Source organism: Streptomyces sp. PKA51, from assembly GCF_057552455.1.
On the sequence record NZ_BAAJPZ010000007.1, the window covers coordinates 115,350 to 138,248 of the forward strand.

26 protein-coding genes and 3 tRNA genes are annotated in these 22,899 nt (G+C 72.3%); 23 read left to right on the forward strand and 6 right to left on the reverse strand.

Going from position 1 to position 22,899, the window contains the following annotated elements:
• The first annotated feature begins 23 nt into the window (after nt 1–23).
• The 10 genes from AC27L3_RS13585 to htpX all read left to right on the forward strand — a co-directional run bounded on the left by AC27L3_RS13585 (nt 24) and on the right by htpX (nt 10,692).
• The gene (locus AC27L3_RS13585; RefSeq protein ID WP_487234399.1) at nt 24–560 is read left to right on the forward strand and encodes an NADH-quinone oxidoreductase subunit B; all 537 of its coding nucleotides are present in this window, start codon (nt 24–26) and stop codon (nt 558–560) included.
• Complete coding sequence (locus AC27L3_RS13590; protein WP_487234290.1) at nt 557–2,194, forward strand: NADH-quinone oxidoreductase subunit C; 1,638 nt, start codon at nt 557–559, stop codon at nt 2,192–2,194. Before AC27L3_RS13585 ends, AC27L3_RS13590 begins: the two co-directional genes overlap by 4 nt.
• Nucleotides 2,191–3,159, forward strand: a complete 969-nt coding sequence (locus AC27L3_RS13595) for a complex I subunit 1/NuoH family protein (RefSeq protein ID WP_487234291.1) — start codon at nt 2,191–2,193, stop codon at nt 3,157–3,159. Before AC27L3_RS13590 ends, AC27L3_RS13595 begins: the two co-directional genes overlap by 4 nt.
• Nucleotides 3,156–3,698 carry a NuoI/complex I 23 kDa subunit family protein gene (locus tag AC27L3_RS13600; RefSeq protein ID WP_487234292.1) on the forward strand — a complete coding sequence of 181 codons (543 nt, stop codon included), beginning with the start codon at nt 3,156–3,158 and terminating at the stop codon, nt 3,696–3,698. The genes AC27L3_RS13595 and AC27L3_RS13600 overlap by 4 nt, the downstream gene beginning before the upstream one ends.
• Entirely contained in the window at nt 3,695–4,240 is a 546-nt protein-coding gene (locus AC27L3_RS13605) for an NADH-quinone oxidoreductase subunit J family protein (protein ID WP_487234293.1), read from the forward strand. Before AC27L3_RS13600 ends, AC27L3_RS13605 begins: the two co-directional genes overlap by 4 nt.
• Nucleotides 4,240–4,605 carry an NADH-quinone oxidoreductase subunit NuoK gene (nuoK, locus tag AC27L3_RS13610; protein ID WP_487234294.1) on the forward strand — a complete coding sequence of 122 codons (366 nt, stop codon included), beginning with the start codon at nt 4,240–4,242 and terminating at the stop codon, nt 4,603–4,605. Before AC27L3_RS13605 ends, nuoK begins: the two co-directional genes overlap by 1 nt.
• The gene (locus AC27L3_RS13615) at nt 4,602–6,617 is read left to right on the forward strand and encodes an NADH-quinone oxidoreductase subunit 5 family protein (protein ID WP_487234295.1); all 2,016 of its coding nucleotides are present in this window, start codon (nt 4,602–4,604) and stop codon (nt 6,615–6,617) included. The genes nuoK and AC27L3_RS13615 overlap by 4 nt, the downstream gene beginning before the upstream one ends.
• Before the next feature lie 25 nt (nt 6,618–6,642).
• Nucleotides 6,643–8,190 (forward strand): complex I subunit 4 family protein, encoded by a 1,548-nt coding sequence (locus AC27L3_RS13620; RefSeq protein WP_487234400.1) that lies wholly within the window; start codon nt 6,643–6,645, stop codon nt 8,188–8,190.
• The gene (locus AC27L3_RS13625) at nt 8,190–9,686 is read left to right on the forward strand and encodes an NADH-quinone oxidoreductase subunit N (protein WP_487234296.1); all 1,497 of its coding nucleotides are present in this window, start codon (nt 8,190–8,192) and stop codon (nt 9,684–9,686) included. Before AC27L3_RS13620 ends, AC27L3_RS13625 begins: the two co-directional genes overlap by 1 nt.
• 133 nt (nt 9,687–9,819) lie before the next feature.
• Nucleotides 9,820–10,692, forward strand: coding sequence for a zinc metalloprotease HtpX (gene htpX / locus AC27L3_RS13630; RefSeq protein ID WP_487234297.1), 873 nt, complete (start codon nt 9,820–9,822; stop codon nt 10,690–10,692).
• Here the strand turns inward: htpX and AC27L3_RS13635 are convergent.
• The gene (locus AC27L3_RS13635) at nt 10,685–10,888 is read right to left on the reverse strand and encodes a hypothetical protein (RefSeq protein ID WP_487234298.1); all 204 of its coding nucleotides are present in this window, start codon (nt 10,886–10,888) and stop codon (nt 10,685–10,687) included. The two genes, htpX and AC27L3_RS13635, sit on opposite strands and share 8 nt — an antisense overlap.
• A gap of 159 nt (nt 10,889–11,047) precedes the next feature.
• Between AC27L3_RS13635 and AC27L3_RS13640 the strand changes: the two genes are divergently transcribed.
• On the forward strand, nt 11,048–12,316 hold the full coding sequence (locus tag AC27L3_RS13640; RefSeq protein WP_487234299.1) for a ricin-type beta-trefoil lectin domain protein: 1,269 nt from the start codon (nt 11,048–11,050) through the stop codon (nt 12,314–12,316).
• A gap of 21 nt (nt 12,317–12,337) precedes the next feature.
• Here AC27L3_RS13640 and AC27L3_RS13645 read toward each other — a convergent pair whose 3' ends face one another.
• Nucleotides 12,338–12,847: an NUDIX domain-containing protein gene (locus tag AC27L3_RS13645; protein WP_487234300.1), complete on the reverse strand. Its 510-nt coding sequence runs from the start codon at nt 12,845–12,847 to the stop codon at nt 12,338–12,340.
• The gene (locus tag AC27L3_RS13650; RefSeq protein WP_487234301.1) at nt 12,844–14,049 is read right to left on the reverse strand and encodes an NsdA family TPR-like regulatory protein; all 1,206 of its coding nucleotides are present in this window, start codon (nt 14,047–14,049) and stop codon (nt 12,844–12,846) included. The genes AC27L3_RS13645 and AC27L3_RS13650 overlap by 4 nt, the downstream gene beginning before the upstream one ends.
• Before the next feature lie 102 nt (nt 14,050–14,151).
• Here AC27L3_RS13650 and AC27L3_RS13655 point away from each other — a divergent pair, with 102 nt between their 5' ends.
• The 4 genes from AC27L3_RS13655 (at nt 14,152) to AC27L3_RS13670 (ending at nt 15,876) form a co-directional block, all read left to right on the forward strand.
• On the forward strand, nt 14,152–14,535 hold the full coding sequence (locus AC27L3_RS13655) for an ATP-binding protein (RefSeq protein ID WP_487234302.1): 384 nt from the start codon (nt 14,152–14,154) through the stop codon (nt 14,533–14,535).
• Nucleotides 14,536–14,729: 194 nt separating this feature from the next.
• Nucleotides 14,730–14,891 carry a hypothetical protein gene (locus AC27L3_RS13660; RefSeq protein WP_487234303.1) on the forward strand — a complete coding sequence of 54 codons (162 nt, stop codon included), beginning with the start codon at nt 14,730–14,732 and terminating at the stop codon, nt 14,889–14,891.
• 364 nt (nt 14,892–15,255) lie between these two features.
• On the forward strand, nt 15,256–15,369 hold the full coding sequence (locus AC27L3_RS13665) for a SapB/AmfS family lanthipeptide (RefSeq protein ID WP_487234304.1): 114 nt from the start codon (nt 15,256–15,258) through the stop codon (nt 15,367–15,369).
• Nucleotides 15,370–15,483: 114 nt separating this feature from the next.
• Nucleotides 15,484–15,876: a YccF domain-containing protein gene (locus AC27L3_RS13670; RefSeq protein WP_487234305.1), complete on the forward strand. Its 393-nt coding sequence runs from the start codon at nt 15,484–15,486 to the stop codon at nt 15,874–15,876.
• A 148-nt stretch (nt 15,877–16,024) separates the two neighbouring features.
• Here AC27L3_RS13670 and AC27L3_RS13675 read toward each other — a convergent pair whose 3' ends face one another.
• Nucleotides 16,025–16,513, reverse strand: coding sequence for a YajQ family cyclic di-GMP-binding protein (locus tag AC27L3_RS13675; RefSeq protein ID WP_344435237.1), 489 nt, complete (start codon nt 16,511–16,513; stop codon nt 16,025–16,027).
• Nucleotides 16,514–16,702: 189 nt separating this feature from the next.
• On the opposite strand from AC27L3_RS13675, the gene AC27L3_RS13680 reads away from it, so the two are divergent.
• Nucleotides 16,703–16,784: transfer RNA gene (locus tag AC27L3_RS13680), tRNA-Tyr, on the forward strand.
• A gap of 74 nt (nt 16,785–16,858) precedes the next feature.
• On the opposite strand, the gene AC27L3_RS13685 is transcribed toward AC27L3_RS13680, so the two are convergent.
• Together AC27L3_RS13685 and AC27L3_RS13690 are read right to left on the reverse strand one after the other, a co-directional pair.
• Nucleotides 16,859–17,524, reverse strand: coding sequence for an SDR family oxidoreductase (locus AC27L3_RS13685; protein WP_487234306.1), 666 nt, complete (start codon nt 17,522–17,524; stop codon nt 16,859–16,861).
• A gap of 42 nt (nt 17,525–17,566) precedes the next feature.
• The gene (locus tag AC27L3_RS13690) at nt 17,567–18,952 is read right to left on the reverse strand and encodes an amidohydrolase family protein (RefSeq protein WP_487234307.1); all 1,386 of its coding nucleotides are present in this window, start codon (nt 18,950–18,952) and stop codon (nt 17,567–17,569) included.
• Nucleotides 18,953–19,249: 297 nt separating this feature from the next.
• On the opposite strand from AC27L3_RS13690, the gene AC27L3_RS13695 reads away from it, so the two are divergent.
• From AC27L3_RS13695 to AC27L3_RS13725, 7 genes are all read left to right on the forward strand, one after another.
• Nucleotides 19,250–19,322 (forward strand) — tRNA-Thr (locus AC27L3_RS13695).
• Between the two features lie 50 nt (nt 19,323–19,372).
• Nucleotides 19,373–19,445: transfer RNA gene (locus AC27L3_RS13700), tRNA-Met, on the forward strand.
• 85 nt (nt 19,446–19,530) lie between these two features.
• Nucleotides 19,531–19,695: a 50S ribosomal protein L33 gene (rpmG, locus tag AC27L3_RS13705; RefSeq protein ID WP_004571794.1), complete on the forward strand. Its 165-nt coding sequence runs from the start codon at nt 19,531–19,533 to the stop codon at nt 19,693–19,695.
• A 99-nt stretch (nt 19,696–19,794) separates the two neighbouring features.
• Nucleotides 19,795–20,247: an FAS1-like dehydratase domain-containing protein gene (locus AC27L3_RS13710; RefSeq protein ID WP_344435233.1), complete on the forward strand. Its 453-nt coding sequence runs from the start codon at nt 19,795–19,797 to the stop codon at nt 20,245–20,247.
• A gap of 1 nt (nt 20,248) precedes the next feature.
• Nucleotides 20,249–20,683 (forward strand): MaoC family dehydratase, encoded by a 435-nt coding sequence (locus tag AC27L3_RS13715; RefSeq protein ID WP_487234308.1) that lies wholly within the window; start codon nt 20,249–20,251, stop codon nt 20,681–20,683.
• Between the two features lie 99 nt (nt 20,684–20,782).
• A complete protein-coding gene (locus AC27L3_RS13720) occupies nt 20,783–21,331 on the forward strand; it encodes a TetR/AcrR family transcriptional regulator (RefSeq protein WP_487234309.1) in 549 nt (182 codons plus the stop codon).
• A 179-nt stretch (nt 21,332–21,510) separates the two neighbouring features.
• Entirely contained in the window at nt 21,511–22,881 is a 1,371-nt protein-coding gene (locus tag AC27L3_RS13725; protein WP_487234401.1) for a DHA2 family efflux MFS transporter permease subunit, read from the forward strand.
• Nucleotides 22,882–22,899: the final 18 nt, after the last annotated feature.

The window sequence follows — 22,899 nt, forward strand, 5'->3', positions numbered from 1 at the left end:
TCGCCCGGCTCGCCCCCGAGCCCATGAAGGTCGTCCTCAACTGGGGACGCCGCTACAGCCTGTGGGTGTTCAACTTCGGGCTCGCCTGCTGCGCGATCGAATTCATCGCCGCATCCATGGCCCGCCACGACTTCATCCGGCTCGGCGTCATCCCCTTCGCCCCCGGACCGCGCCAGGCCGACCTCATGATCGTCTCCGGCACGGTGACGGACAAGATGGCGCCCGCGGTCAAGCGGCTCTACGAACAAATGCCCGAACCGAAGTACGTGATCTCCTTCGGCGCCTGCTCCAACTGCGGCGGGCCCTACTGGGACTCCTACTCCGTCACCAAGGGCGTCGACCAGATCATCCCCGTCGACGTCTACGTCCCCGGCTGCCCGCCCCGCCCCGAAGCGCTCCTGCAGGGCATCCTCAAGCTCCAGGAGAAGATCGCCCAGGAGTCCCTCGGCGAGCGCTACGCAACCACCGGCGCGGGCGCCGCCACGGCCGGACAACTGCGCAGCGGACTGATCACCCCGCCGCCGGCGCCCACGCCGGCCCCCGAGGAGACGGAACGATGAGCGAGCCCACGGTGGGATGGCTGCCGCGCGGCGCCACCGACCTCTTCGGCGCGGACGCGACCGCCGAGGAGTCCTACGACCTGCTCACGGTCGACGTCCCCGCCCAGGCGTGGCTCCCCGCCCTGACCACCGCGCGCGACGTGCTCGGCTGCACCTTCTTCGACTGGCTCAGCGCCGTCGACGAACCCGGCACCGGCCTGCGCGTCTGTGCCCACGTGGCCGCCCTGCCGGCGGAACACGGCGCCGCCCCGCGCCGCCTGCTCCTGCGCACGACCGTCCCCCACGACGCCGCCACCCTGCCGACGGCGACCGGCGTCTACGCGGGCGCGGCATGGCACGAGCGCGAGACGCACGAGATGTTCGGCATCGACTTCGCGGGCCACCCGCACCTGGAGCCGTTGCTCCTGCCGGAGGGCTTCGAGGGCCACCCCCTGCGCAAGGACTTCGTCCTCGCCGCCCGCGTGGTCAAGGCATGGCCGGGCGCCAAGGAACCGGGCGAAGGCGCCGAGGGCGGCCCCAAGCGCCGCCAGATGCTCCCCCCGGGCGTCCCCGACCCCAACGAATGGGGCCCCCTCAAGGGCCAGCTCCCCCCGGCCCCGACCCGCCCGGAGCGCCGGGCGCCGTCCGGCGACCGCGCCACGCCCCCGCGGCGCGCGCGCACCGCGACAGAGGGCTCGGCGAGCCAGGCCGCTCCACGGCGGGCGCGCAGCGCAAGCGAGGGCTCGGCGAGCCAGGCCGCTCCGCGGCGGACGCGCAGTGCAAGCGAGGGCTCGGCGAGCCAGGCGCCGGCGGCGCCGCGCCGCACCCGCTCGGCGGCGGACGGCTCGGCAAGCCAGCAGGCGGAAGGTACGGCGCCCGCGCCGCGCCCGGCCCCGCGCTCGTCGGACGCCCCCTGGCACCACGCCCGCCCGGCCTTCGACGAGCCCACGACGACCCCGCAGCCCGAGCCGCCGACTCCGGCGGAGCCGGAAGCCCCCCAGTCGGGCACGCCCGCCCCGGCCCAGCCGGCTGACGGCGCTGCCACTCCTTCCCGCCGCGACGGCGCTCAGCCCGAGCGGCCGGGTCCGGCGGAGTCGGACGCACCCCAGCCCACGGACGCCGCGCCCGCGTCGGCCCAGCCGGCTGACGGCGCTGTCACCCCTTCCCGCCGCGACGGCGCTCAGCCCGAGCGGCCGGGTCCGGCGGAGTCGGACGCACCCCAGCCCACGGACGCCGCACCCGCGCCGGACGCCGCGCCCGCGCCGGACGCCGCGCCCGCGTCGGGCGGCACACCCGCGCCGGACGCCGCGCCCGCGTCGGCCCAGCCGGCTGATGGCGCTGCCACCCCTTCCCGCCGCGACGGTGCTCAGCCGGAATCGCCGGGTCCGGCGGAGTCGGACGCACCCCAGCCCGCGGGCGAGGGCACGCCCGCCTCGGGCGACGGTGCCGCCACCCGCGACGGTGCTCAGCCCGAACCGTCGGGTCCGGCGGAGCCGGACGCCGCGCCCGCGCCGGGTGACGGCGACGGACCCGAGCCGCCGGCTCCGGCGGAGCCGGACGCGCCGGACGGCGCCGCCCCCCGCACGGGTGGCGGCAAGGATTCCGGGGCCGGGCCCCGAACACGTACGAACCCCGCCGGAGGCGAGAGCGCATGAGCAGCGAGAGCGTCGACGTCGTGCTGCGTCTGCTCGCCGTCTTCGTCGTCTTCCTCGTGCTTCCGCTCGTCATCGGGCAGACCGAGCACAAGGTGATGGCGCACATGCAGGGCCGGCTGGGGCCGATGTACGCCGGTGGGTTCCACGGGTGGGCGCAGCTGGTGGCGGACGGGGTGAAGTTCGCGCAGAAGGAGGACGTCGTCCCGCGGGATGCCGACCGGCGCGTGTTCCAATTGGCGCCGGCCGTGGCGTTGCTGCCGTACCTGCTGGTTCTGGTGGCCCTGCCCATAGGGCCCGGCAATGCCGTCGGGCAGGTGGTCGACGCCGGGATCTTCTTCGTGCTCGCCGTGATGGGCGTGGGCGTGCTCGGTTCGCTGATGGCCGGCTGGGCCTCGGCGAACAAGTTCTCCCTGCTGGGGGGTCTGCGGACCGCCGCGCAGTTGCTGGCCTACGAGCTGCCGATGCTGCTGGCGGCCGCGTCCGTCGCGATGGCGGCGGGCACGGTGTCGCTGCCGGGCATCGTGGACGCCTTCCACTGGTGGTGGGTGCCGTGGCAGATCGTGGGCGGGCTGGTGTTCTTCACCGCGGGCCTGGCCGAGCTGCAGCGGCCGCCGTTCGACATGCCGGTGGCCGATTCGGAGATCATTTTCGGTGCGTACACCGAGTACACGGGTCTGCGGTTCGCGATGTTCCTGCTCGCCGAGTACGCCGGCATCGTGGTGCTGTGCGGTCTGACGACCGTGCTGTTCCTCGGTGGGTGGCACGGCCCGTTCGGGGCCGACGGTCTGGGCTGGCTGTGGACGCTGCTGAAGACGGCGGTCCTCGCCTTCGTCGTGATCTGGCTGCGGGTGAGCTATCCGCGGCTGCGCGAGGACCAGCTGCAGAAGCTGGCCTGGACGGTGCTGATCCCGCTGGCTCTGGCGCAGATCGCGCTCACGGGTGTCGTGAAGGTGGTGATGCAGTGATGGGCGTTCCCGGATCGGGTCTGGCCAAGGGGCTGGCGGTCACGCTGCGGACGATGACGCGGCGTGCGCAGACCGTGCAGTACCCGGATGCGCAGCCGGAGCTGCCGCCGCGTACGCGCGGTGTGATCGGGTTGTTCGAGGAGAACTGCACGGTGTGCATGCTGTGCGCCCGTGAGTGCCCGGACTGGTGCATCTACATCGACTCCCACAAGGAGACCGTGCCGGCGGCGGTGCCGGGCGGCCGCGAGCGCAGCCGCAATGTGCTGGACCGCTTCGCGATCGACTTCGCGTTGTGCATGTACTGCGGCATCTGCATCGAGGTGTGTCCGTTCGACGCGTTGTTCTGGTCGCCGGAGTTCGAGTACGCGGAGACCGACATCCAGGAGCTGACGCACGAGCGGGACAAGCTCCGCGAGTGGATGTGGACGGTTCCGGAGCCGCCGGCGCTCGACGCGGCGGCGGAGGAGCCGAAGGAGATCGCGGCGGCGCGCAAGACCGCCGAGAAACTGGCAGCACAAGCGAAGGAGGAGGGCGCATGAGCGCGGCAGTGGCTCCCGCCTTTCTCTCCCCCTCCGGCGTGGAGATCGCCTTCCTGCTCGTCGGTGTGGTGACCCTGGGCGCCGCGGCGGTCGCCGTCACGACCCGGCAGCTGGTGCACGCGGCCCTGTGGCTGGTCGTGGCGCTGGGCGGGCTGGCCGTGGAGTACCTGCTGCTGACGGCGGAGTTCATCGCCTGGGTGCAGGTGCTGATCTACGTCGGCTCGGTGGTGGTGCTGCTGCTCTTCGGGCTCATGCTCACCAGGGCTCCCATCGGCCGTTCCCCGGACGCCGACTCCGGCAACCGCTGGGCCGCTCTGGCCGTGGCGGGTGCCGCGGCCGCGGCCCTGGTGTGGGTGGTCGTCGACGCCTTCCGTACGACGTGGATCGATCTGGACGGCGCGCCGCAGGGCACCACGAAGGTGTCGGGGGAGATCCTCTTCCGGCACTGGGTGCTGCCGTTCGAAGCGCTGTCGGTGCTGCTGCTGGCGGCGCTGGTGGGTGCGATCGTGCTGTCCCGCAGGAAGAAGGAGGAGCAGCGCTGATGCACCTGGTGTACCCGGCCGTGCTGGCCGCCCTCCTCTTCTGCACGGGCCTGTACGGCGTGCTGGCCCGGCGCAACGCGATCCTGGTGCTGATGTCCGTCGAGCTGATGCTCAACGCCGTCAACCTCAACCTCGTCGCCTTCGACGTGTGGCTGCGCGACGCGCTGCACGCCGGTCAGGCGCTGACCCTGTTCACGATCGCCATCGCCGCCGCCGAGATCGGCATCGGCCTGGCGATCGTCCTGATGGTGTACCGCAACCGCGGCACCGCCGACGTCGACCGGCTGCGCGACCTGCGGGACGACGCGCCGGAGGAGCCCGGGCCCGCGGCCGGGACGCAGGAGAAGGCGGAGGCCGCCGCGTGAGCACCACGACCACCGCCGTCCTCGTTCCCCTGCTGCCCTTCCTCGGCGCGCTCGCCGGCCTGCTGACGGGCCGCCGCGCGCCCGGTTTCGTACGGCCGCTGGCCGTGCTGCCGACGCTGGCGGCGGCCGTGCTCGCGGTCGTCGTCGCCTGCCGGCAGGGCGGCGGCAGCGGCCCGGGCGAGGCGATCGACGCCGCCACGCGGCTGACCCCGACCGGCTCGGTGCCGATCGACCTGGCCCTGCACCTGGACGGCTTCGCCGTGCTGGTGGCGGTGCTGGTCGGCGTGGTGGCCACCTGCGTGCAGGTGTACTCGACGGCGTACCTGCGCGACGACCCCCGCTACCCCTCGTACGCGGCGCTGGTCTCCCTGTTCACGTCCGCGATGCTCCTCGTCGTCTACTCGGGCGACCTGATGGTGCTGCTGGTCGGCTGGGAGATCATGGGCATCTGCTCGTACTTCCTGGTCGGCCACTACTGGGAGACCGAGGCCGCCCGGGCGGCGTCCCTGAAGGCGTTCCTGGTCACGAAGCTGGGCGACGTCCCCTTCCTGATCGGCGTCTTCGCGCTGGCCGCCGACGCCGGAACGTTCCGGATCAACGGCATCCTCACCACGGCCGCGGCCGGCGACCTCACGCACCCCACGCTGGAGGCGCTGCTGCTGCTCGCGGGCGTGGCGGGCAAGTCGGCGCAGTTCCCCCTGCACACGTGGCTGCCCGACGCGATGGCGGGCCCCACGCCCGTCTCCGCGCTGATCCACGCCGCGACGATGGTCGCGGCCGGCGTCTACCTCGTCGCCCGGCTGCTGCCCGTCTTCGCCGCCTCCGCGGCGGCGCTGGTCGTGCTCGCCGTGATGGCCGCGGTGACGATGGTCGGCTCGGCCCTGGCCGCGCTCGCCCAGGACGACATCAAACGCGTCCTCGCCTACTCGACCGTCGGCCAGCTCGGCTACATGACCGGTGCCCTGGCCGTCGGCGACCGCGGCGCCGCCGTCTTCCACCTCCTGTCGCACGGCGCCTTCAAGGCGCTGCTGTTCCTCGGCGCGGGCGCGGTCATCCACGCGGCCGGCACCAACTCGCTGGCCGCGACCTCCCGCATGAGCGGCCTGGCCCGGCGCGTCCCGGACGCGTACTGGACGATGACCGTCGGCCTGCTGGCGCTGGCCGCGATCCCGCCGTTCAGCGGCTTCTTCTCCAAGGAGGCCGTCCTGGGCGCCGCCGAGCGGGCCACCGCGGGCGAGGCCCACGGCATCCCCGCCGCCGCGGCCGGCCCGGCCGGCTGGACGGTGCTCGTCGCCGGACTGCTCACCGCCGTGCTCACCGCCGCCTACGCCGCCCGCCTGTGGCTGCTCGCCTTCCACGGGCGCGGCACGAAGGCCCCGGACCACGGCCGGGAACCGGCGGCCATGACCGCCGTGCTGTGGGTGCTGTTCGTGCCCACCGCCGCCTTCGGCCTGGCCGCCTGGCGGCTGCCCGACTGGTTCGACGGGCGGTCGCTGACCCCGACGCTCACCACCTCCGTGCTGTCCACCGGCTGCGCGCTCGCCGGCGTGCTCGTCACGTACGCGGCCTGGCGGCGCAGCGCCGCGCTGGCCGCCCGTACGCCGCTCGGCGCGGTCGCCGCCGACCCGCGCGAGGCGCCGTACGTCTCCGAGGAGGAGAGCATCGCCACCCACGAGGCCGCCTACGGCGGCATCGCCGGCGCCCCGGACCCGGCCGACCCCGGCCGGCTCCTGCTGGGCCCCCTGCACCGGCACGCCGTCAGCGGCTTCCACCTGGACGCCGTGTACTCCGCGCTCCTCGTGCGGCCCGCGCGCGGCGCCGCGCGGCTCGCCCGCTTCCTCGACCGCGAGGTCGTCGACGGGTACGTGCGCGGGGCCGGCACCGCCCCCGGTCTGCTGGGCGCGGCCGTGCGCCGGGCGCAGACCGGCAACGTGCAGACCTACCTCGGCGCCCTCCTCGCCGGTTCCGTCGTCCTGGCCGTCGCCGCCGTGCTGCTCGCCACGGGAGCGTGAGCGCAAGACCATGAGTCACACCGTCATGCAGATCCTCCTCGCCGCGATCGTCGTCGTGCCCCTGATCGGCGCCGTCGCCGCCCTGCTGCCGGCCCCGCCCGGCCTGAAGGGCACCAGCCCCGAGCAGGCCGTGCTGCGGCACGGCGTCACCGTCACCGGTGCCGTCCTCGCCCTGGCCGTGGCCCTCGCCGCCGGTTTCGACCACGACCACCCGGCGCGCATGCAGGCGACCACGGACGTCGGCTGGATCCCCGCGCTCGGCATCCGCATCCACCTCGGCGTGGACGGCGTCTCGCTCCCCCTCCTCGTGCTGACCGCGCTGCTGACCTTCCTCAGCGCGCTGTACAGCTACCACCGCATGCCCGAGGGCCCGTCTCCCAAGGCATTCGTGGCGCTGCTGCTCGTCCTGGAGGCCGGCACCCTCGCGACCTTCGCCGTCCTCGACCTGATGCTGTTCTTCCTCGCCTTCGAGATGGTGCTCATCCCGATGTACTTCCTCATCGCCCGCTGGGGCGGCGAGGGGCGGGGACCCGCCGCGTGGCGGTTCATCCTCTACACGCTGCTCGGCTCCGTGGTGATGCTGCTCGGCCTCCTCCTGGTCGGGATCAAGGGCGGCACGTTCGACATGGTGGCACTCGCCACTGACAACGGGTCGTCCCTGAGCCACACCACCCAGCTCGTCGCCGCCCTGGCCATCGGTGTCGGACTGGCCGTCAAGGCCCCCATGTGGCCCCTGCACACCTGGCTGCCGGACGCCCACACCTCCGCCCCCACGGTCGGCTCGGTGCTGCTGGCGGGCGTCCTGCTGAAGATGGGCACCTACGGTTTCGTGCGCATCCTGCTGCCGATCGTGCCGGACGGCGCGCACACCTTCGCGCCCTACCTGGCCGCCTTCGCGGCCGTCGGCATCGTCTACGGCTCCCTGGTGTGCCTGGCCCTGGCCCGCTCGGGCGGCAAGGGCGATCTCAAGCGCCTGATCGCCTACTCCTCGGTCGGCCACATGGGCTTCGTGCTGCTGGGCATCGCCACCCTGACCCCGACCGGCGTCAACGGCGCGCTGTTCGCCAACGTCGCCCACGGCCTGATCACCGGACTGCTCTTCTTCCTCGTCGGCGCCCTGAAGGACCGCTACGGTACCTCCGACCTCGACAGTCTCTCCGGCGCCACCGGCGCGGCCCTGTACGGCCGCGCCCCCCGCCTGGGCGGCCTCCTCGCCTTCGGCGCAGTGGCCTCCCTCGGCCTGCCGGGGCTCGCCGGGTTCTGGGGCGAGATGCTCGCCATGTTCGCCTCCTTCCGCCCCGCCGACGGGCTCAGCCGCCCCGCGTTCCTCACCTTCATGGCCCTCGCCGGCCTCGGCACCCTCCTCACCGCCGCGTACCTGCTGGTCGTGGTGCGCCGGGTGTGCATGGGCGAGAAGCGCGACGAGACCCCGGCCCTGGCCGACGTCCACGGCTACGAGTTCGCCGCCTGGAGTCCGCTCGTGGCCCTCACCGTCCTCGCCGGGCTGTGGCCCGCGGCCCTCATCGGCCTCACCGACCCTGCCGTTCAGCAGCTCCTCGCAGGAGGCAAGTGATGGGTTCGCTGGTCCAGTCCGTCGACTGGCTCGCCATCGCCCCGCCGACGCTCGTCGCGCTCGTCGCGCTCGTCGTCCTGGTCGCCGACCTCTTCCTGCCCGAGGAGCGCAAGCCGCTCCTCGGCTGGCTCTCCCTCGGCGGACTCCTCGCCGCCGGACTCGCGCTGCTGCCGCTGCTGGACGGCGACCGCTCCACCTTCTGCATCGTCGGACGGGCCTCCTCCTGCAGCTACGTGGCCGACCACTTCACGCTCGTCGTGCAGTTCCTCGTCCTCGGCGGCGCCCTGCTGACGGGCCTGCTGTCCCTCAGCGCGATCGCCGACCACAAGCTGCCCGCCGGCGAATTCTGGTTCCTGCTGCTTTCCTCGGCCGCCGGCGCCGCCCTGCTGCCCGCCTCCCGCGACCTCGCCACCCTCGTCGTCGCCCTCGAAGTGGCCTCGCTGCCCGCCTTCGCCCTCGTCGGCATGCGCCGCGGCGACCGCCGCTCCTCCGAAGCGGCCCTGAAGTTCTTCCTGTCCTCCGTCACCGCCACCGCGGTCACGCTGCTGGGCGCGAGCTTCGTCTACGCCGCCACCGGCACCCTGCACCTGACCGGCATCGCCGCCGGCCTCGGCCACACCGACCCGCGCCTGGCCGTCCTCGCCAAGACGGGCATCGCCCTCACCCTCGTCGGCTTCGCCTTCAAGACCGCCGCCGCGCCCTTCCACTTCTGGGTGCCCGACACCTACGTCGGCGCCCCCGTGCCCGTCGCCGCGTACCTGTCGGTCGTCGGCAAGGCCGTCGGCTTCACCGGCCTCATCCTCGTGACGGTCGTCGCCTTCCCGGCGTACGCGCACGTGTGGGGCCCCGCCCTCGCCGTGCTCGCCGCCCTCACCATGACCGCCGGCAACGTCGCCGCCCTGCGCCAGCGCCCCGACCGCGCCCACAGCGCCGTCCGCCTGCTGGCCTGGTCCTCCGTCGGCCAGGCGGGCTACCTCCTCGTCCCCGTCGCCGCCGCCGGCCACACCGACCGCCCCGGCCACGCCATCGGCTCCACCGTCGCCTACGCCCTGATGTACGCGGCCGTGAACCTCGGCGCCTTCGCGGTGGCCGCCCTCGTCGCCCGCACCAGCCCGGCCAACCGCCTCGCCGACTACCGCGGCCTGTACGCCCGCAGCCCGCTGGCGGCCCTCGCCCTGGGCTTCTTCCTGCTGTGCCTCGCCGGACTGCCGCCGGGGATCATCGGCCTGTTCGCCAAGGTGACCGTCTTCTCGGCCGCCGTGGACGCGGGGCTGGGCTGGCTGGCGGTCGTCATGGCCGTCAACGTCGTGATCGCCCTCTACTACTACCTGCAGTGGACGGCACTGCTGTTCCGCCCGGCGCAGACGGCGGCCCCCGCGAAGCTGCGCATCCCCGCCCCCCTCACGGCGGCCATCACCCTGGCGGCCGTACTCGGCGTCGTCCTCTCGGGCGCCCCGCAACTGGTGCTGCGCTTCGCCGCCGGAGCGCTCCTGTAGGGGCGACGGCCGCCCCGCGCCCGCCGTGCATCAGGGAACTGGCGGCCCTCGCCTGGCGTTGACCAGTACGAAAGGTTCCACTGGTTAAACCAGGTTCAAGGGTTCCCCTGCCGCACCACTTGGAGGGCGTACCGTGCACCGCCGGCACAACGGGCTCAGGACCGCCGTACTCCTCGGTGGACTGTCCGCCCTCATCATCGCCATCGGCAGCGTCTTCGGCCGCGCGGGCCTGATCATCGCCGTGCTCGTCGCCGTGGGCACCAACGCCTACGCCTACTGGAACAGCGACAAGCTGGCCCTGCGCGCCATGCGCGCCCGCCCCGTCAGCGAATTCGAGGCCCCCCAGCTGTACCGCATGGTGCGCGAGCTCTCCACCGCCGCCCGCCAGCCGATGCCGCGCCTGTACATCTCCCCGACCGAGGCCCCCAACGCCTTCGCCACCGGCCGCAACCCGCGCAACGCCGCCGTCTGCTGCACCGAGGGCATCCTGCGCCTGCTGGACGAGCGCGAGCTGCGCGGCGTCATCGGCCACGAGCTCAGCCACGTCTACAACCGCGACATCCTCATCTCCTCCGTGGCCGGCGCGCTCGCCTCGGTGGTGATGTTCCTGGTCAACTTCGCCTGGCTGATCCCCTTCGGCCGCTCCGAGGACGACGAGGGCCCCGGCATCGTCGGCATGATCATGATCATGCTGCTGGGGCCCATCGCGGCCTCCCTCATCCAGCTCGCCGTCAGCCGCTCCCGCGAGTACGAGGCCGACGCCTCCGGCTCCCGCCTCACCGGCGACCCCCTGGCCCTGGCCGGCGCCCTGCGCAAGCTCGAACTGGGCACCCAGCGCCTGCCCCTGCCGCCCGAGCCGCGCCTGGAGACGGCGAGCCACATGATGATCGCCAACCCGTTCCGGCCGGGCGAGGGCCTGTCGAAGCTCTTCTCCACCCACCCGCCCATGCGCGAGCGCATCGCCCGCCTGGAGCAGATGGCGGGCCACGACGGCCGCCTCAGCTGATGGTCTGACCGTCCTGCTGCCCGCCCTTGCACACCTTGGTGACCGTGTACGACAGCACCCCACCGGTCACCTTCACCTCCGGCAGCCCGCCCCCGTCGATACACGTCCGCAGATCGGTGTCGCGGGGCGCCGCGTACGCCCCGCCGGCCGCACCACCGACGAGAACGACCGCGGCTATGGCAGTCGAGAACAACAACCTGGAACCGGAACGCATGGCAATCCCCGTCCTGTCGTGGGAGTCGGAGCACCCACCATGGCCACGCCACGCCCCGGGGGGCGCGTTGCGCTGCTCCGTTCGGGTGACCCTAGGATCTCTCCCCACAACTGAACCCACGGGGAAAGGTCCGAACAGGACATGCGACTCACCGGCAAGCGCATAGCCGTCGCCGCCGCGGGCGCCGTGGCGGCCATCGCCGTCACCGCGCAGATCACGCCCAGCGCCTTCGGCACCGAGGGCACCACCACACCGGCCACGGCGGCACCGACGACCGCCGACCCGCAGGACACCGCCGTCTCCGCCACCGACGGCACCGTCTTCCGGAACGGCGTCATGTCGCTCGACGCCGCACCCGCCCGCACCAAGACGGCGCTCGCCGCCACGGTTGCCGCCCCCCAGGGCGAGGGCTGGAAGATCGCCGACGGCATCACCAAGTCGCTCGCCACCGGCTACACCATCAAGTTCTACGACCAGCAGTCCGTCGACTGGCTCGGCCACTACGTCAAGGCCACCGCCGCCGACCTCAAGCGCATCACCAACCTCCCCATCTCCGTCGACACCAAGCCCGTCGGCTGGAACTACTCCCGCCCCCGCGGCGAGATCGTCATCGGCGTCCTCAAGCGCCCCTGCGTACCCCCCGCCGACAACGGCCAGAAGGGCTGGAAGGTCGTCCACGACGGCACCGGCACCCTCAACCTCAGCTGCGGCTTCATCTCCAACTCCCTCCCGCAGACCGTCACCAGCGGCCACGCCTACATCGACAGCTCCTTCTTCAGTGCCGACGGCAAGCCCCTGCCCCGCTGGGGCGAGACGTTCATGCGCAACCACATCAGCCACGAACTCGGCCACACCATGGGCCTCACCCACGCCGACCGCAGCCCCCAGCGCGGCGACTGCGCCGTCGGCAAGGACTCCGGCGAAAAGCCCGTCATGTGCACCGACAACCACGGCTACACCGACGGCCGCGCCGGCACCTACATCCAGCAGTTCGACGTCCAGGGCCTGCGCCACCTCGCCGCCGCCGCAGGCGTCGCCGTCCCGCCCCAGGGCAGCATCACCGGCCTCGGCGCCAAGTGCCTCGACGTCAAGGGCGCCAAGCCCGACAACGGCACCCAGATCCAGCTCTACACCTGCAACAACACCATCGCCCAGTCCTGGATCCTCGCCCAGGACGGCAGCATCCGCGCCCTCGGCAAGTGCCTCACCACCGACGGCAGCAAGGTCACCCTCTCCGACTGCAAGGGCAACGCCTCGCAGCGCTGGTCGGTCAACGCGAAGGGCCAGATCGCCCACACCGCCTCCGGCAAGGTCCTCGACGTGACGGGCGGCAGCACGGCCAACGGCACGAAGATCCAGCTCGCCACCGCCACCACGAACAAGCGGCAGCTCTGGACGGTGCCGAAGTAACACTCCCACTGGAGGCCGGCCTTACGCTTGGCCGGCCTCCAGGTAGCGGGGGACTGCGTCCCCCAGTGCCGCCAGCGCCGCGGCAGCGCGCATCCGTGTGCGCGGGGGCAGCAGAAGGAGGGCTTCGTCCGGGACGAAGAAGGCGCACGCGGACAGTTCGTCGTCCGTCGGGCCGAGGACCCTGCGCTGGTCGGCCCCGAGCGTGCCGCCGTCGAATATGAACGCCAGTTGGTCGTCCCACGGACCGTGCGGCGGCACCCAGTCGACGCACAGCAGGCCGCGCAGCTCCACGACCAGCCCGAGTTCTTCCCGCAGTTCGCGCCTGGCCGCGTCCCGGGGCGACTCGTTGGCCTCGGCCATCCCGCCGGGCAGGTCCCACGCTTCCTTGTAGGTCGGTTTCACCAGCAGCACACGCCCCTGGTCGTCCCGGAGCAGGACGTCGGCGGCCACACGCTTCCTGGCCTGCTTCGCGTTGCCCTCCGCGAGGTAGGCGTTCCACTCGGCCGTACCCGGTCGAGGCGCGCTGCTCATCCCGCAGCCATGAGGATCGTGCGACGCCGGTGGACGTCGGCGTGGGCGTCAAGAAAGCCTGCCACCGCCGGGTCCCCCCGGTGGGGAGCCATCGTCGCCGCGAGCACTTGCAGCTGGTGGGTGATTCGTACCGACCCGAGCGTCCCGCAGGCGCCCAGCGCGCGGTGTCCCGTCTCGCAGGCGGCTTCCAGCTCGCGCTGCTGCACGCGGATGGTGGCCAGCGCGATCTGACCGAACACCCGGCTCCTGGCACGTTCTCCCGAACGCAGGGCCACAGCGCATTCCGCCGCCACGGCGGCCTCCGCCAACAGCCCCAGGTCCTGCAGGACCAAGGCCCTCTCGCTGGCCAGGGCAGCGGCATCGAACGAGCTCAGCCAGCCCGAGGTCTCCTCGCACACGCCGATCTGCCGCTCTGCGGCGTCCAGCGCCCTCCGGGCAGCGGGCTCATTCCCGAGCCGGGCGAGCGCCCGGGCCTCCATGGCATGCAGCCGTGCCGACAGCATCGGCACGGGCGCGCCCAGGCGCCCCCGTCCCTCGCGGGCCAGCACAGCCGCTTCCCGCGGCCGGCCGACTTGTAGGGCGAGGTGGCTCATGCTGGCCATGATGTTGGCCCCGAGAGCAGGGTCGGCCCCGGCGGTCGCCAGGGCCAGCGCCTGCTCGAAGTGCTCGCGGGCCCGCCCGTCCCGACCGGAGTCGTGGGCCATCCAGCCCGCCATCTCCGTCAGCGACGCCGCCGCCCGGAACACCTGCCCCGCATCATGGCCGGCCTCGCAGCCGAACAGCCTGGGCGCCAGGCTGTGGTGCAGGTAGTGCAGGACGGAACCGTAGAGGTGCCCACCCCCGAGCCGGCGGTCGGCCGCGCGGAAGGACTCCACGGCGGCCATGTCGGGTCCGGAGGGCGCCCCCGACGGCTCCGCCGGAACGGCGGCCGTCTCCCAGGGGCGGGGGGCGAGGCGGATGAGCGCACCAGGGACGCGGAGGCCGTCGGCGATCCGCTCCATTTTCTCGACGCTGGTGACGCGCCCCTCACCACGCGCCAGCCTGCCCACCCGCTCCGGCTTCATGTCGCACGCGTCCGCGATCCGCATGAAGCTGATCCCGCCCCACTTCCGCACGAGGGCGAAGAACGTCCCGAAGTCGTGACGCGCCAGGGCCGCCCGCACATCCTCGCGGGCGAGCACGGCTTCCGGTACGGCGGTCAACTGAACACTCCCAACAGGGCAGTTCGGGGCGCCAAGTCTACCCACCGGAGGGAGACCCCCAGGGGGAATCGCGCGCTCACCCACGGCACCGAGCATGGGCCCATGCTCACCAACGCCCCCACCATCACCCACCGGTGGCGCTCGACAGCGCGTTCCATCCCCCTGGCCCGCGCGGAGTTGAGGAAAGCGCTGGCGGACTGGCGCCTGACGGCCATCGAGGACGAATCCCTGGTCGTCCTCTCCGAGCTGCTGACGAACGCCGTCGTCCACGCCCGCGTACCACCCGATCGGCACATCCGGACGTGCTTCGAGCACCCGGCCCGCGACACCGTACGCATCCGCGTCGACGACGCGGACCCCACCCACCCGCGCCCCGGCCGAGGGCTTGCGCTCGTCGCCGCCCTGTCCTCCAGCTGGGGTGTCAGCGGCCGCAACGGCGTCGGCAAGTGCGTCTGGGCCGTCCTCCGGGCGGAGCGGCCCCTGTGATTCTCCTCGCCTACATGCTGCAGCGAGGCGACGTCGTCCTCGACGGGCGGCAAGCCCATCGTGTCCGCGCGGTCCTTCACCAACAGCAGAGCATCACGGTGGTTTTCGCAGACGGATGCAGGCTCACCACCCCACCCACCCATTCCCTGCACGTACGCCGCACCTGGCCGCCGCCGCGCTCGTAAGGTTGGCGCATGGAATCCGAGCCGAACGACGTCAAGTGGGTGTACGCCGGGCCGAACTTCCTCTTCCCCGCGTCCGCCGACACCCACTATCCGCCCTGCCCCAACCTCATGAGGCGCCCGTATCGCGAGCCGGACGACGAATTCGAGGACATTCCCGACTTCTTGAAGTAGCACCAACCACTGCCCGTACCCGGACGCCCGGCCACCCACAACGCACAACGAGCGGAGCGTCTCCACCGGCGCAAGCCACATCGCGGCAGCAGCCGGCTCCCCCTCGGCCACGAGCCGACGGCGCGATCTCCTCACGCACCCTCACCCCGCGACGGCACGAGTACGGCGACCGGCACCCCGCCCACCCGCAGCCCGGGAACCGAGCCGCACCCCCCACCCTTCCCCTCGTAGCCAGCCAAAGCTCTGACCTGCACCTACGTACAACTGCCCGCACCTTCTCCCCCATTGCCGCGATTTTCCGGCATATCGGGCCTGCGCCCACGGCCTGCCGGAAAACCTCCCTGCAAGGGAGGTGAGCGAAGCAATGGTTCTGCTGGATCTGCAGGTCATGAAGCCCGAGGACGGCGAGGAGGCGCGGGTGGAACACGCGAGCATCGAGAACCCCAACAGTGACCTCAGCCTGCTTCTCTGCCACTAGGCGGGACCCCTAGGGGTTCATTCAGGGGCACCAGTCAGCCACCTGCAGGAACTGGGATTCGAACCCAAGACGTCTCACGGAGCACAGAACCCATGCTGGTGAGAGGCTTGAATCATGAGGTTGATCCTGAACGTCGTCTGGCTGGTGCTCTGCGGGTTCTGGATGGCGGTGGGCTATCTGGTCGCGGGGCTGATCTGCTGTCTGTTGATCGTCACGATCCCGTTCGGCATCGCCTCGTTCCGCATCGCGGCGTACGCGTTCTGGCCGTTCGGGCGGACGACCGTCGAGCGCAGGGACGCGGGCGCGGGCTCCCTTATCGGGAACGTGATCTGGTTCGTCTTCGCCGGCTGGTGGCTGGCGCTGGGGCACATCGTCACCGGCATCGCGCTGTGCCTGTCGATCATCGGCATCCCGCTGGGCATCGCGAACTTCAAGCTGATCCCGATCTCGCTGATGCCCCTGGGGCGCGAGATCGTCCCCTCCGACCAGCCCTTCGCCACCCGCTGACCGGCTGACCCGCTGCTCCAACAACGAGGGCGCGTCCGAAACGGTTCGTACGAACCGTCCCGGACGCGCCCTCGTCCGTCAGCCAGACAGCCAGACAGCCAGACAGCCAGACAGCCAGACAGCCAGTCAGCCAGTCGCTCCGCCGCGCCTAGCGGTAGTTCGTGAACTGCAGCGCGAAGTCGAAGTCCTTGCCCTTCAGCAGCGCGATCACGGTCTGCAGGTCGTCGCGGCTCTTGGAGCTGACCCGCAGCTCCTCGCCCTGGACCTGGGCCTTGACGCCCTTGGGGCCCTCATCGCGGATGATCTTGGCCACCTTCTTGGCGTTCTCCTGGGAGATGCCCTCCTGGATGGAGGCGAAGATCTTGTACTCCTTGCCGGAGAGCTGCGGCTCGCCGGCGTCCAGGACCTTGAGCGAGATGCCGCGCTTGATCAGCTTGGACTGGAAGATGTCGAGGACGGCCTTGACCCGGTCCTCGCCGTTGGCGCGCATCTCGATCTTGTCGCCGGACCATGCGATGGAGGCGCCGACGCCCTTGAAGTCGTAGCGCGTGGAGATCTCCTTGGCGGCCTGGTTGAGGGCGTTGTCGACCTCCTGCCGCTCGACCTTCGAGACGATGTCGAAACTGGAGTCGGCCATATTGAGTTGGCTCCTCGTACGTAGATCCATCAGGGGGGCGCGGCCCTACGGGGGGCCGCGCTGCCAGCCTAGTCATCCGGGGCCCGATCGACCGGCTGTGAACCGAGTGGCGGACCACCCCAGGTCATCGGGTATGGTTTACGTCGTTGCCACGGAGCAGCTCGAAAGAGCGACCGAGGTGACTCCCATGGCGGTGTGCCCGAGTGGCCAATGGGAGCGGACTGTAAATCCGTCGGCTTAGCCTACCCAGGTTCGAATCCTGGCGCCGCCACGGAACGAGGCCCCTGACTTCACGGTCAGGGGCCTCTTTCGTTCACCAGCGGCATCCCGCCACCGGTACCGCCCTCAGCCGAGCGCCTTCACCGCCTCCGCCACCGGCGTATCGCCGCCGATCAGCTCCAGCGTCAGGCCCATCGCCCCGCGCTCCGGCTCGTCCAGCAGGGCGGCCAGCACCGCCGCCACGTCGTCCCGGGAGACCTCGCCGCGGCCCGTGGAGCCCGCCGACAGGGTCACCCGGCCCGTGCCCGGCTCGTCCGTCAGCCGACCCGGGCGCAGGATCGTCCAGTCCAGGCCGGCGCGCGAGCGGATGTCCGCGTCGGCGGCGCCCTTGGCCCGCAGGTAGGCGGCGAAGACGGGGTCGGTGCCCTCGGGCGGTTCGCGGTCGGCGCCCATGGACGAAACGACCACGAACCGCCGGACGCCGGCGGCCTCGGCCGCGTCCGCGAAGAGCACCGCGGCCCCGCGGTCGACGGTCTCCTTGCGGTCCGCGCCGCTGCCCGGCCCGGCGCCGGCGGCGAAGACGGCGGCGTCGGCGCTCTCCAGGTGCCGGGCGACGTCCGCCACCGTCGCGGATTCCAGGTCGCACACGACGGGCTCGGCGCCCGCCGCCAGTAGGTCACCTGCTTGTTCCGGGCGGCGGATGAGCCCCGCCACCTCGTCCCCGCGCCCGGCGAGCAACCGCTCCAGCCGCAGCGCGATCTGACCGTGTCCTCCAGCGATGACAATGCGCATGATCCGACCGTAACCGAACGTAGCGCTCCCGTCGCGGGGCCCCTACGCCGGCCCGTTCGCCGGCCCGTTCGCCGGCCCGCCACCCGAGCTGCCGCCCGATCCGCCGCCCGACCCGTCCCCGCGGGGCGACTGCCGTGGCGACTGGCGGGGCAGCTCCAGGGCCGCCGCACCGTGCGTCTCGCCGTACGCCTCGGACGTACCGCCGCCTCCACCGCCCCCGCCGCCCCCGTGGTCGCCGTACTCGCGCACCGCGCTGGTCCGGGCGACGACGCGCCCCTGGTGGACGACCAGGCGGCTGTAGCCCAGGGACAGGGCGCTCGCGATGCCGCTGCCCCGGACGGCCAGGAGCTCGGCGGGGAAGCCCGCCTCGACGCGTACCTCGGGCAGCCCCATGGCCGTACGGGCCCGCGCGCTCACCGCCTCGTACGCCTGCGCCGGGGACAGCTCGGCGTGCGAGGCCAGCAGGAACGCGGCCTCCAGGGGGTCGCCGCGGCCGACGGGGTTGGCCGCGTCACGCAGGGCGCCGCTGCCGGCGGCGACCTGGACGCCCACGGCGCGCAGCAGCCGTACGGGGGCGCACCAGGCGCTGCGTCCGCCGCTGAGGGCGCTGCAGTCGCCCTGGGGCAGGCAGACGACGGTGACGCCGGCCGCGGCGAGCTGCTGGCCCGCGCGGGCGGCCTGGTCGCGGGGGAGGCGGGCCAGGGCGCCGCAGGGGCCCACGGTGACGCCGGGGCGCAGTCCGCCGGCCATGGCGGCGAGCCGGGCGAGCCGGCCCGGGTCGCCGCCGTCCGTGTGCAGGTCGACGGCGCAGCCGTGGTCGGCGGCGAGGGCGAGCACGGCCTCGGCGTAGCCGGTGGGGTCGGGGTCGAGGTCGGGGCAGCCGCCGACGACCGTGGCGCCCATGGCGACCGCGTCGCGCAGGACGGCGAGCCCGTCGGCGCCCGCGGCGCCGGTCAGCAGCCGGGGGACGGCGACGACGGTGAGATCGGTGAGGGTCTGCAGGCTCCGGCGCGCGGCCAGGACGCCTTCGAGCGCCCGCAGTCCCGCAACGTCGCCGACGCGGACGTGGCTGCGGACGGCCGTGACGCCGTGCCCGAGCTGCAGCAGCGCGGCCTCGGTGGCGCGGCGCTGGACGTCCTCGGGGGTGTGGGCGGCGGGGCCGCCGATGTCGGCGGTCAGGGCGGTGTCGTAGTGCGCGTGGGGCTCGGCGGGCGCGGGCAGCAGCAGGTAGCCGGTGAGGTCGACGCGCGGGCCGGGGGCGAGGCTTCCGGCGGTGCCGACGGCCTCGATGCGGCCGCCGCTGAGGCGTACGTCCACCACGCGCCCGTCGGCGAGGCGGGCACCGCACAGCACCAGCGCGCCCTCGCCCGGCGCCGGGGCGGCGGCGTCGCCGCCGTGGCCGGCGGGCTGCGGCTGACTGTCGGGCATCGCGATCCTCCGGTGGCCGGGGCAGGCATGATCACGCGGCTGTCCGAGCGTAGGCCGCGCGCGAAGCCGGTTCGCGCAGGCGGCGGGTAGTCGTTGAATAGTCGTACCGGCGCTCGTACCGATGCCGGTGTGCGCGCCCGCATCGGCAGCGGTTTCACAGGTCGCCGACGGGGGATCCGACGAGGGATGCGGCGGGGCATCCGGCGGGTACCGGCGCGCCGGAAGAACGCGCTGGCAGGGGGCCGCCGGGTACGGATTTCACCTTCGGCCGCAGACCGTGTAATGTCTTCCTCGCTCGCCCCAATAGCTCAGTCGGCAGAGCGTCTCCATGGTAAGGAGAAGGTCAACGGTTCGATTCCGTTTTGGGGCTCTGGTGGGGAAGGTTCTCCCGTCTTCGGACGGGGGAATCAACCTCATCAAAGCGGCGTAGCTCAGTCGGTAGAGCAAGCGGCTCATAATCGCTGTGTCACCGGTTCAAGTCCGGTCGCCGCTACACACAGTAGCCGATTGTGGGGTCGGTCCTCCGATCGGCTACTCTTTTCTGCGTTGAATCCGTCCATCCGTCAAGGAGCACTCACGTGGCTGCCACCGACGTCCGCCCGAAGATCACGCTGGCCTGCGTGGAGTGCAAGGAGCGGAACTACATCACCAAGAAGAACCGGCGTAACGACCCGGACCGTCTTGAGATGAAGAAGCACTGCCCTCGCTGCAACGCCCACACGGCGCACCGCGAGACGCGCTAAGCGCAAACAGGTCGTTCATGAGGCCGCCCCCGGCTCCCGGGGGCGGCCTCATGGCGTATGCACGTACGCAAGCCCAGTCCACTCAGGAGGTTCCGAGCCATGGCGCTCGACCAGTCCTTCGTCGGGCGGACCTATCCGGCGACCGACCCCTATGAGGTCGGCCGGGAGAAGATCCGCGAGTTCGCCGAGGCCGTCGGCGACGCCAACCCGGTGTACACCGACCCCGAGGCCGCCAGGGCGCTCGGCCACCCCGATGTGATCGCCCCGCCGACCTTTGTGTTCGCGATCACCTTCCAGGCCGCCGGCCAGGTCGTCCGGGATCCGAAGCTGGGGCTGGACTACGACCGCGTGGTCCACGGTGATCAGCGGTTCGAGTACGTCCGCCCGGTGCGCGCCGGCGACCTGCTGACGGTCACCTCCACCATCGACTCGATCAAGTCGCTGGCGGGGAACGACGTGGTGACGGTCCGTGGCGAGGTGCACGACGCGGACGGCGAGCTGGTCGTGACCGCGCACACGAAGCTGGTGGCGCGTGCCGCCGAGGAGGCGTGAGATGGCTGCCGCGGTTTCTTACGACGACGTCGAGGTCGGCACCGAGCTGCCGGCGCAGTCCTTCCCCGTGACCCGCGCCACGCTGGTGCGCTATGCGGGCGCCTCGGGCGACTTCAACCCGATCCACTGGAACGAGAAGTTCGCCAAGGAGGTCGGGCTCCCGGACGTGATCGCCCACGGCATGTGGACCATGGCCGAGGCGATCCGTGTGGTCACCGACTGGGTGGGTGACCCGGGCGCCCTGGTCGACTACGGCGTGCGCTTCACCAAGCCCGTCGTCGTGCCGAACGACGACAAGGGCGCGGTCGTCGAGGTCGTCGCCAAGGTCGCCGCCAAGCTGGACGACGAGGCCCGCACCGTGCGGGTGGACCTGGTGGCCACCTGCGCCGGTCAGAAGGTGCTGGGCATGTCCCGGGCCGTGGTCCGGCTGGCCTGAGCCTGCACCTCATGTGTCGCGTAAGGGGCGTCCACCAATGATCGGGCGCCCCTTACTCCGCCCTTGACTTGCTAGTGAGTAGTCACTAACTTACTCGCCATGGTGAGGATGAGCGCCGAAGAGCGCCGCGAGAGCGTCGTCCGCGCCGCGATCTCGGAGTTCGCGCGCGGCGGGTACGAAGGCACGTCCACCGAGGCGATCGCCCGGCGCGTGGGTGTCTCGCAGCCGTACCTCTTCCGGCTCTTCCCCGGCAAGCGCGCGATCTTCCTGGCGGCGGCCACCCGCTGCCTGGAGGAGACCACCCGGCTCTTCGCGGACGCGGCGAGGAACGCCCCTCCCGGCGGCATCCCGGCCGCCATGGGGGCCGCGTACTCCGACATGATCGAGCGCGACCGCGAAAAACTGCTCATGCAGATGCAGATGTACGTCGCGGTCGCCTCCGCCGAAGCGGCCGGCGACCACGAGTTCGGCCACCCGATCCGCGAGGGCTGGCTGCAGCTGCGGGACACGATCCACCTCGCCCTCGGCGCCGACGAGAAGGTCTCCAGCCGCTTCCTGGCCGAAGGCATGCTCATCAACACCCTGCTCGCCCTCGGCTTCCCGGCCGGCCACCGCGTGTGGGGCGGCTTCGACGACGAGGGCTGCTGAGCCGGAGCCGTCGCGGGCGACCGCAATCGCCCGGGACGGCCTTCCTGCTGCCGCAAGAAGTTAGTAATCACTCACTAAACACCTGCCTTGGACACTCCACACACACCACCCGGGGGATTTCCGTGACCGACCGCTCCAGGGCCGCCTGGGCCCTCGTCATCACCGGCATCGCCGGCTTCATGGCCGCGCTCGACAACCTCGTCGTCACCACCGCCCTGCCGGCCATCCGCAAGGACCTCGGCGGGGCGCTGGAGGACCTCGAATGGACCGTCAACGCCTACACCCTCACCTTCGCCGTCCTGCTCATGCTGGGCGCCGCCCTCGGTGACCGGTTCGGCCGCCGCCGGCTCTTCGTCATCGGTGTGACGATCTTCACGGGCGCCTCCGCCGCGGCCGCCCTCGCCCCCGGCATCGAGGCCCTCGTCGCGGCCCGCGCCGTCCAGGGCGTCGGTGCGGCCGTGATGATGCCGCTGACCCTCACCCTGCTCACCGACGCCGTACCGGCCGCGCGTCGCGGCATGGCGTACGGCATCAAGGGCGCCGTCGACGGCCTCGCCGTGGCCACCGGCCCCCTGATCGGCGGCACCCTCACCGAGCACATCTCCTGGCAGTGGATCTTCTGGCTCAACGTGCCGCTCGGCGTCGCCCTCGTCCCCCTCGCCCGGCTGCGCCTGCGCGAGTCCCGCGGCTCCGGCGCCCGTCTCGACGTCGTCGGCACGCTGCTGGTCAGCGGCGGCCTCTTCGGCATCGTCTACGGCCTGATCAGCTCCCACTCCGCCGGCTGGACGGGCACGAAGGTCCTGGTCAGCCTGGGTGCGGGCGCGGTTCTCCTGGCCGCCTTCGCCGTGCACGGCACGCGGGCGAAGAACCCCATGCTGCCCATGCGCCTCTTCCGCAGCCGCGCCTTCAGCGGGATCAACTCGGCCAGCCTGCTGATGTTCTTCGGCATGTTCGGCTCGATCTTCCTGCTCAGCCAGTTCCTGCAGAACGTGCTCCACTACTCGCCCACCGAGGCCGGCCTGCGCATGCTGCCGTGGACCGCCATGCCGATGGTCGCCGCCCCGCTGTCCGGCGTCCTCGCCGACCGGATCGGCAGCCGCCCGGTGGTCGCCGCCGGCCTGGTGCTGCAGGCCACGGGACTGGCCTGGTTCGCCGTCGTCATCGACCCCGGTGTCACGTACGCCACACAGCTGCCGGCACTGATCGTCAGCGGCATCGGCATGGGCCTGTTCTTCGCACCGGCCGCCAAGCTCGTCATGTCCAGCGTCCGCCCGGCCGAACAGGGCGTGGCCTCCGGCGCCAACAACGCCCTGCGCGAAGTGGGCGGCGCCCTCGGCATCGCCGTCCTGAGCACCGTCTTCACCTCCCACGGCGGCTACGAGTCGCCCTCCCGCTTCACCGACGGCCTCACCCCCGCCCTGTGGACGGGCGCGGCCATGGTGACCGTGGCCGCGCTGGCAACGCTCGCGATACCGGCCTCGCGCCGGGGCGAGCCCGCGACCGCGGCGGCCACGGGAGCGGCCCCCGCGCCTGCGGCCGCCGGGCGCTGAGGCCCGCACCCGTACCCT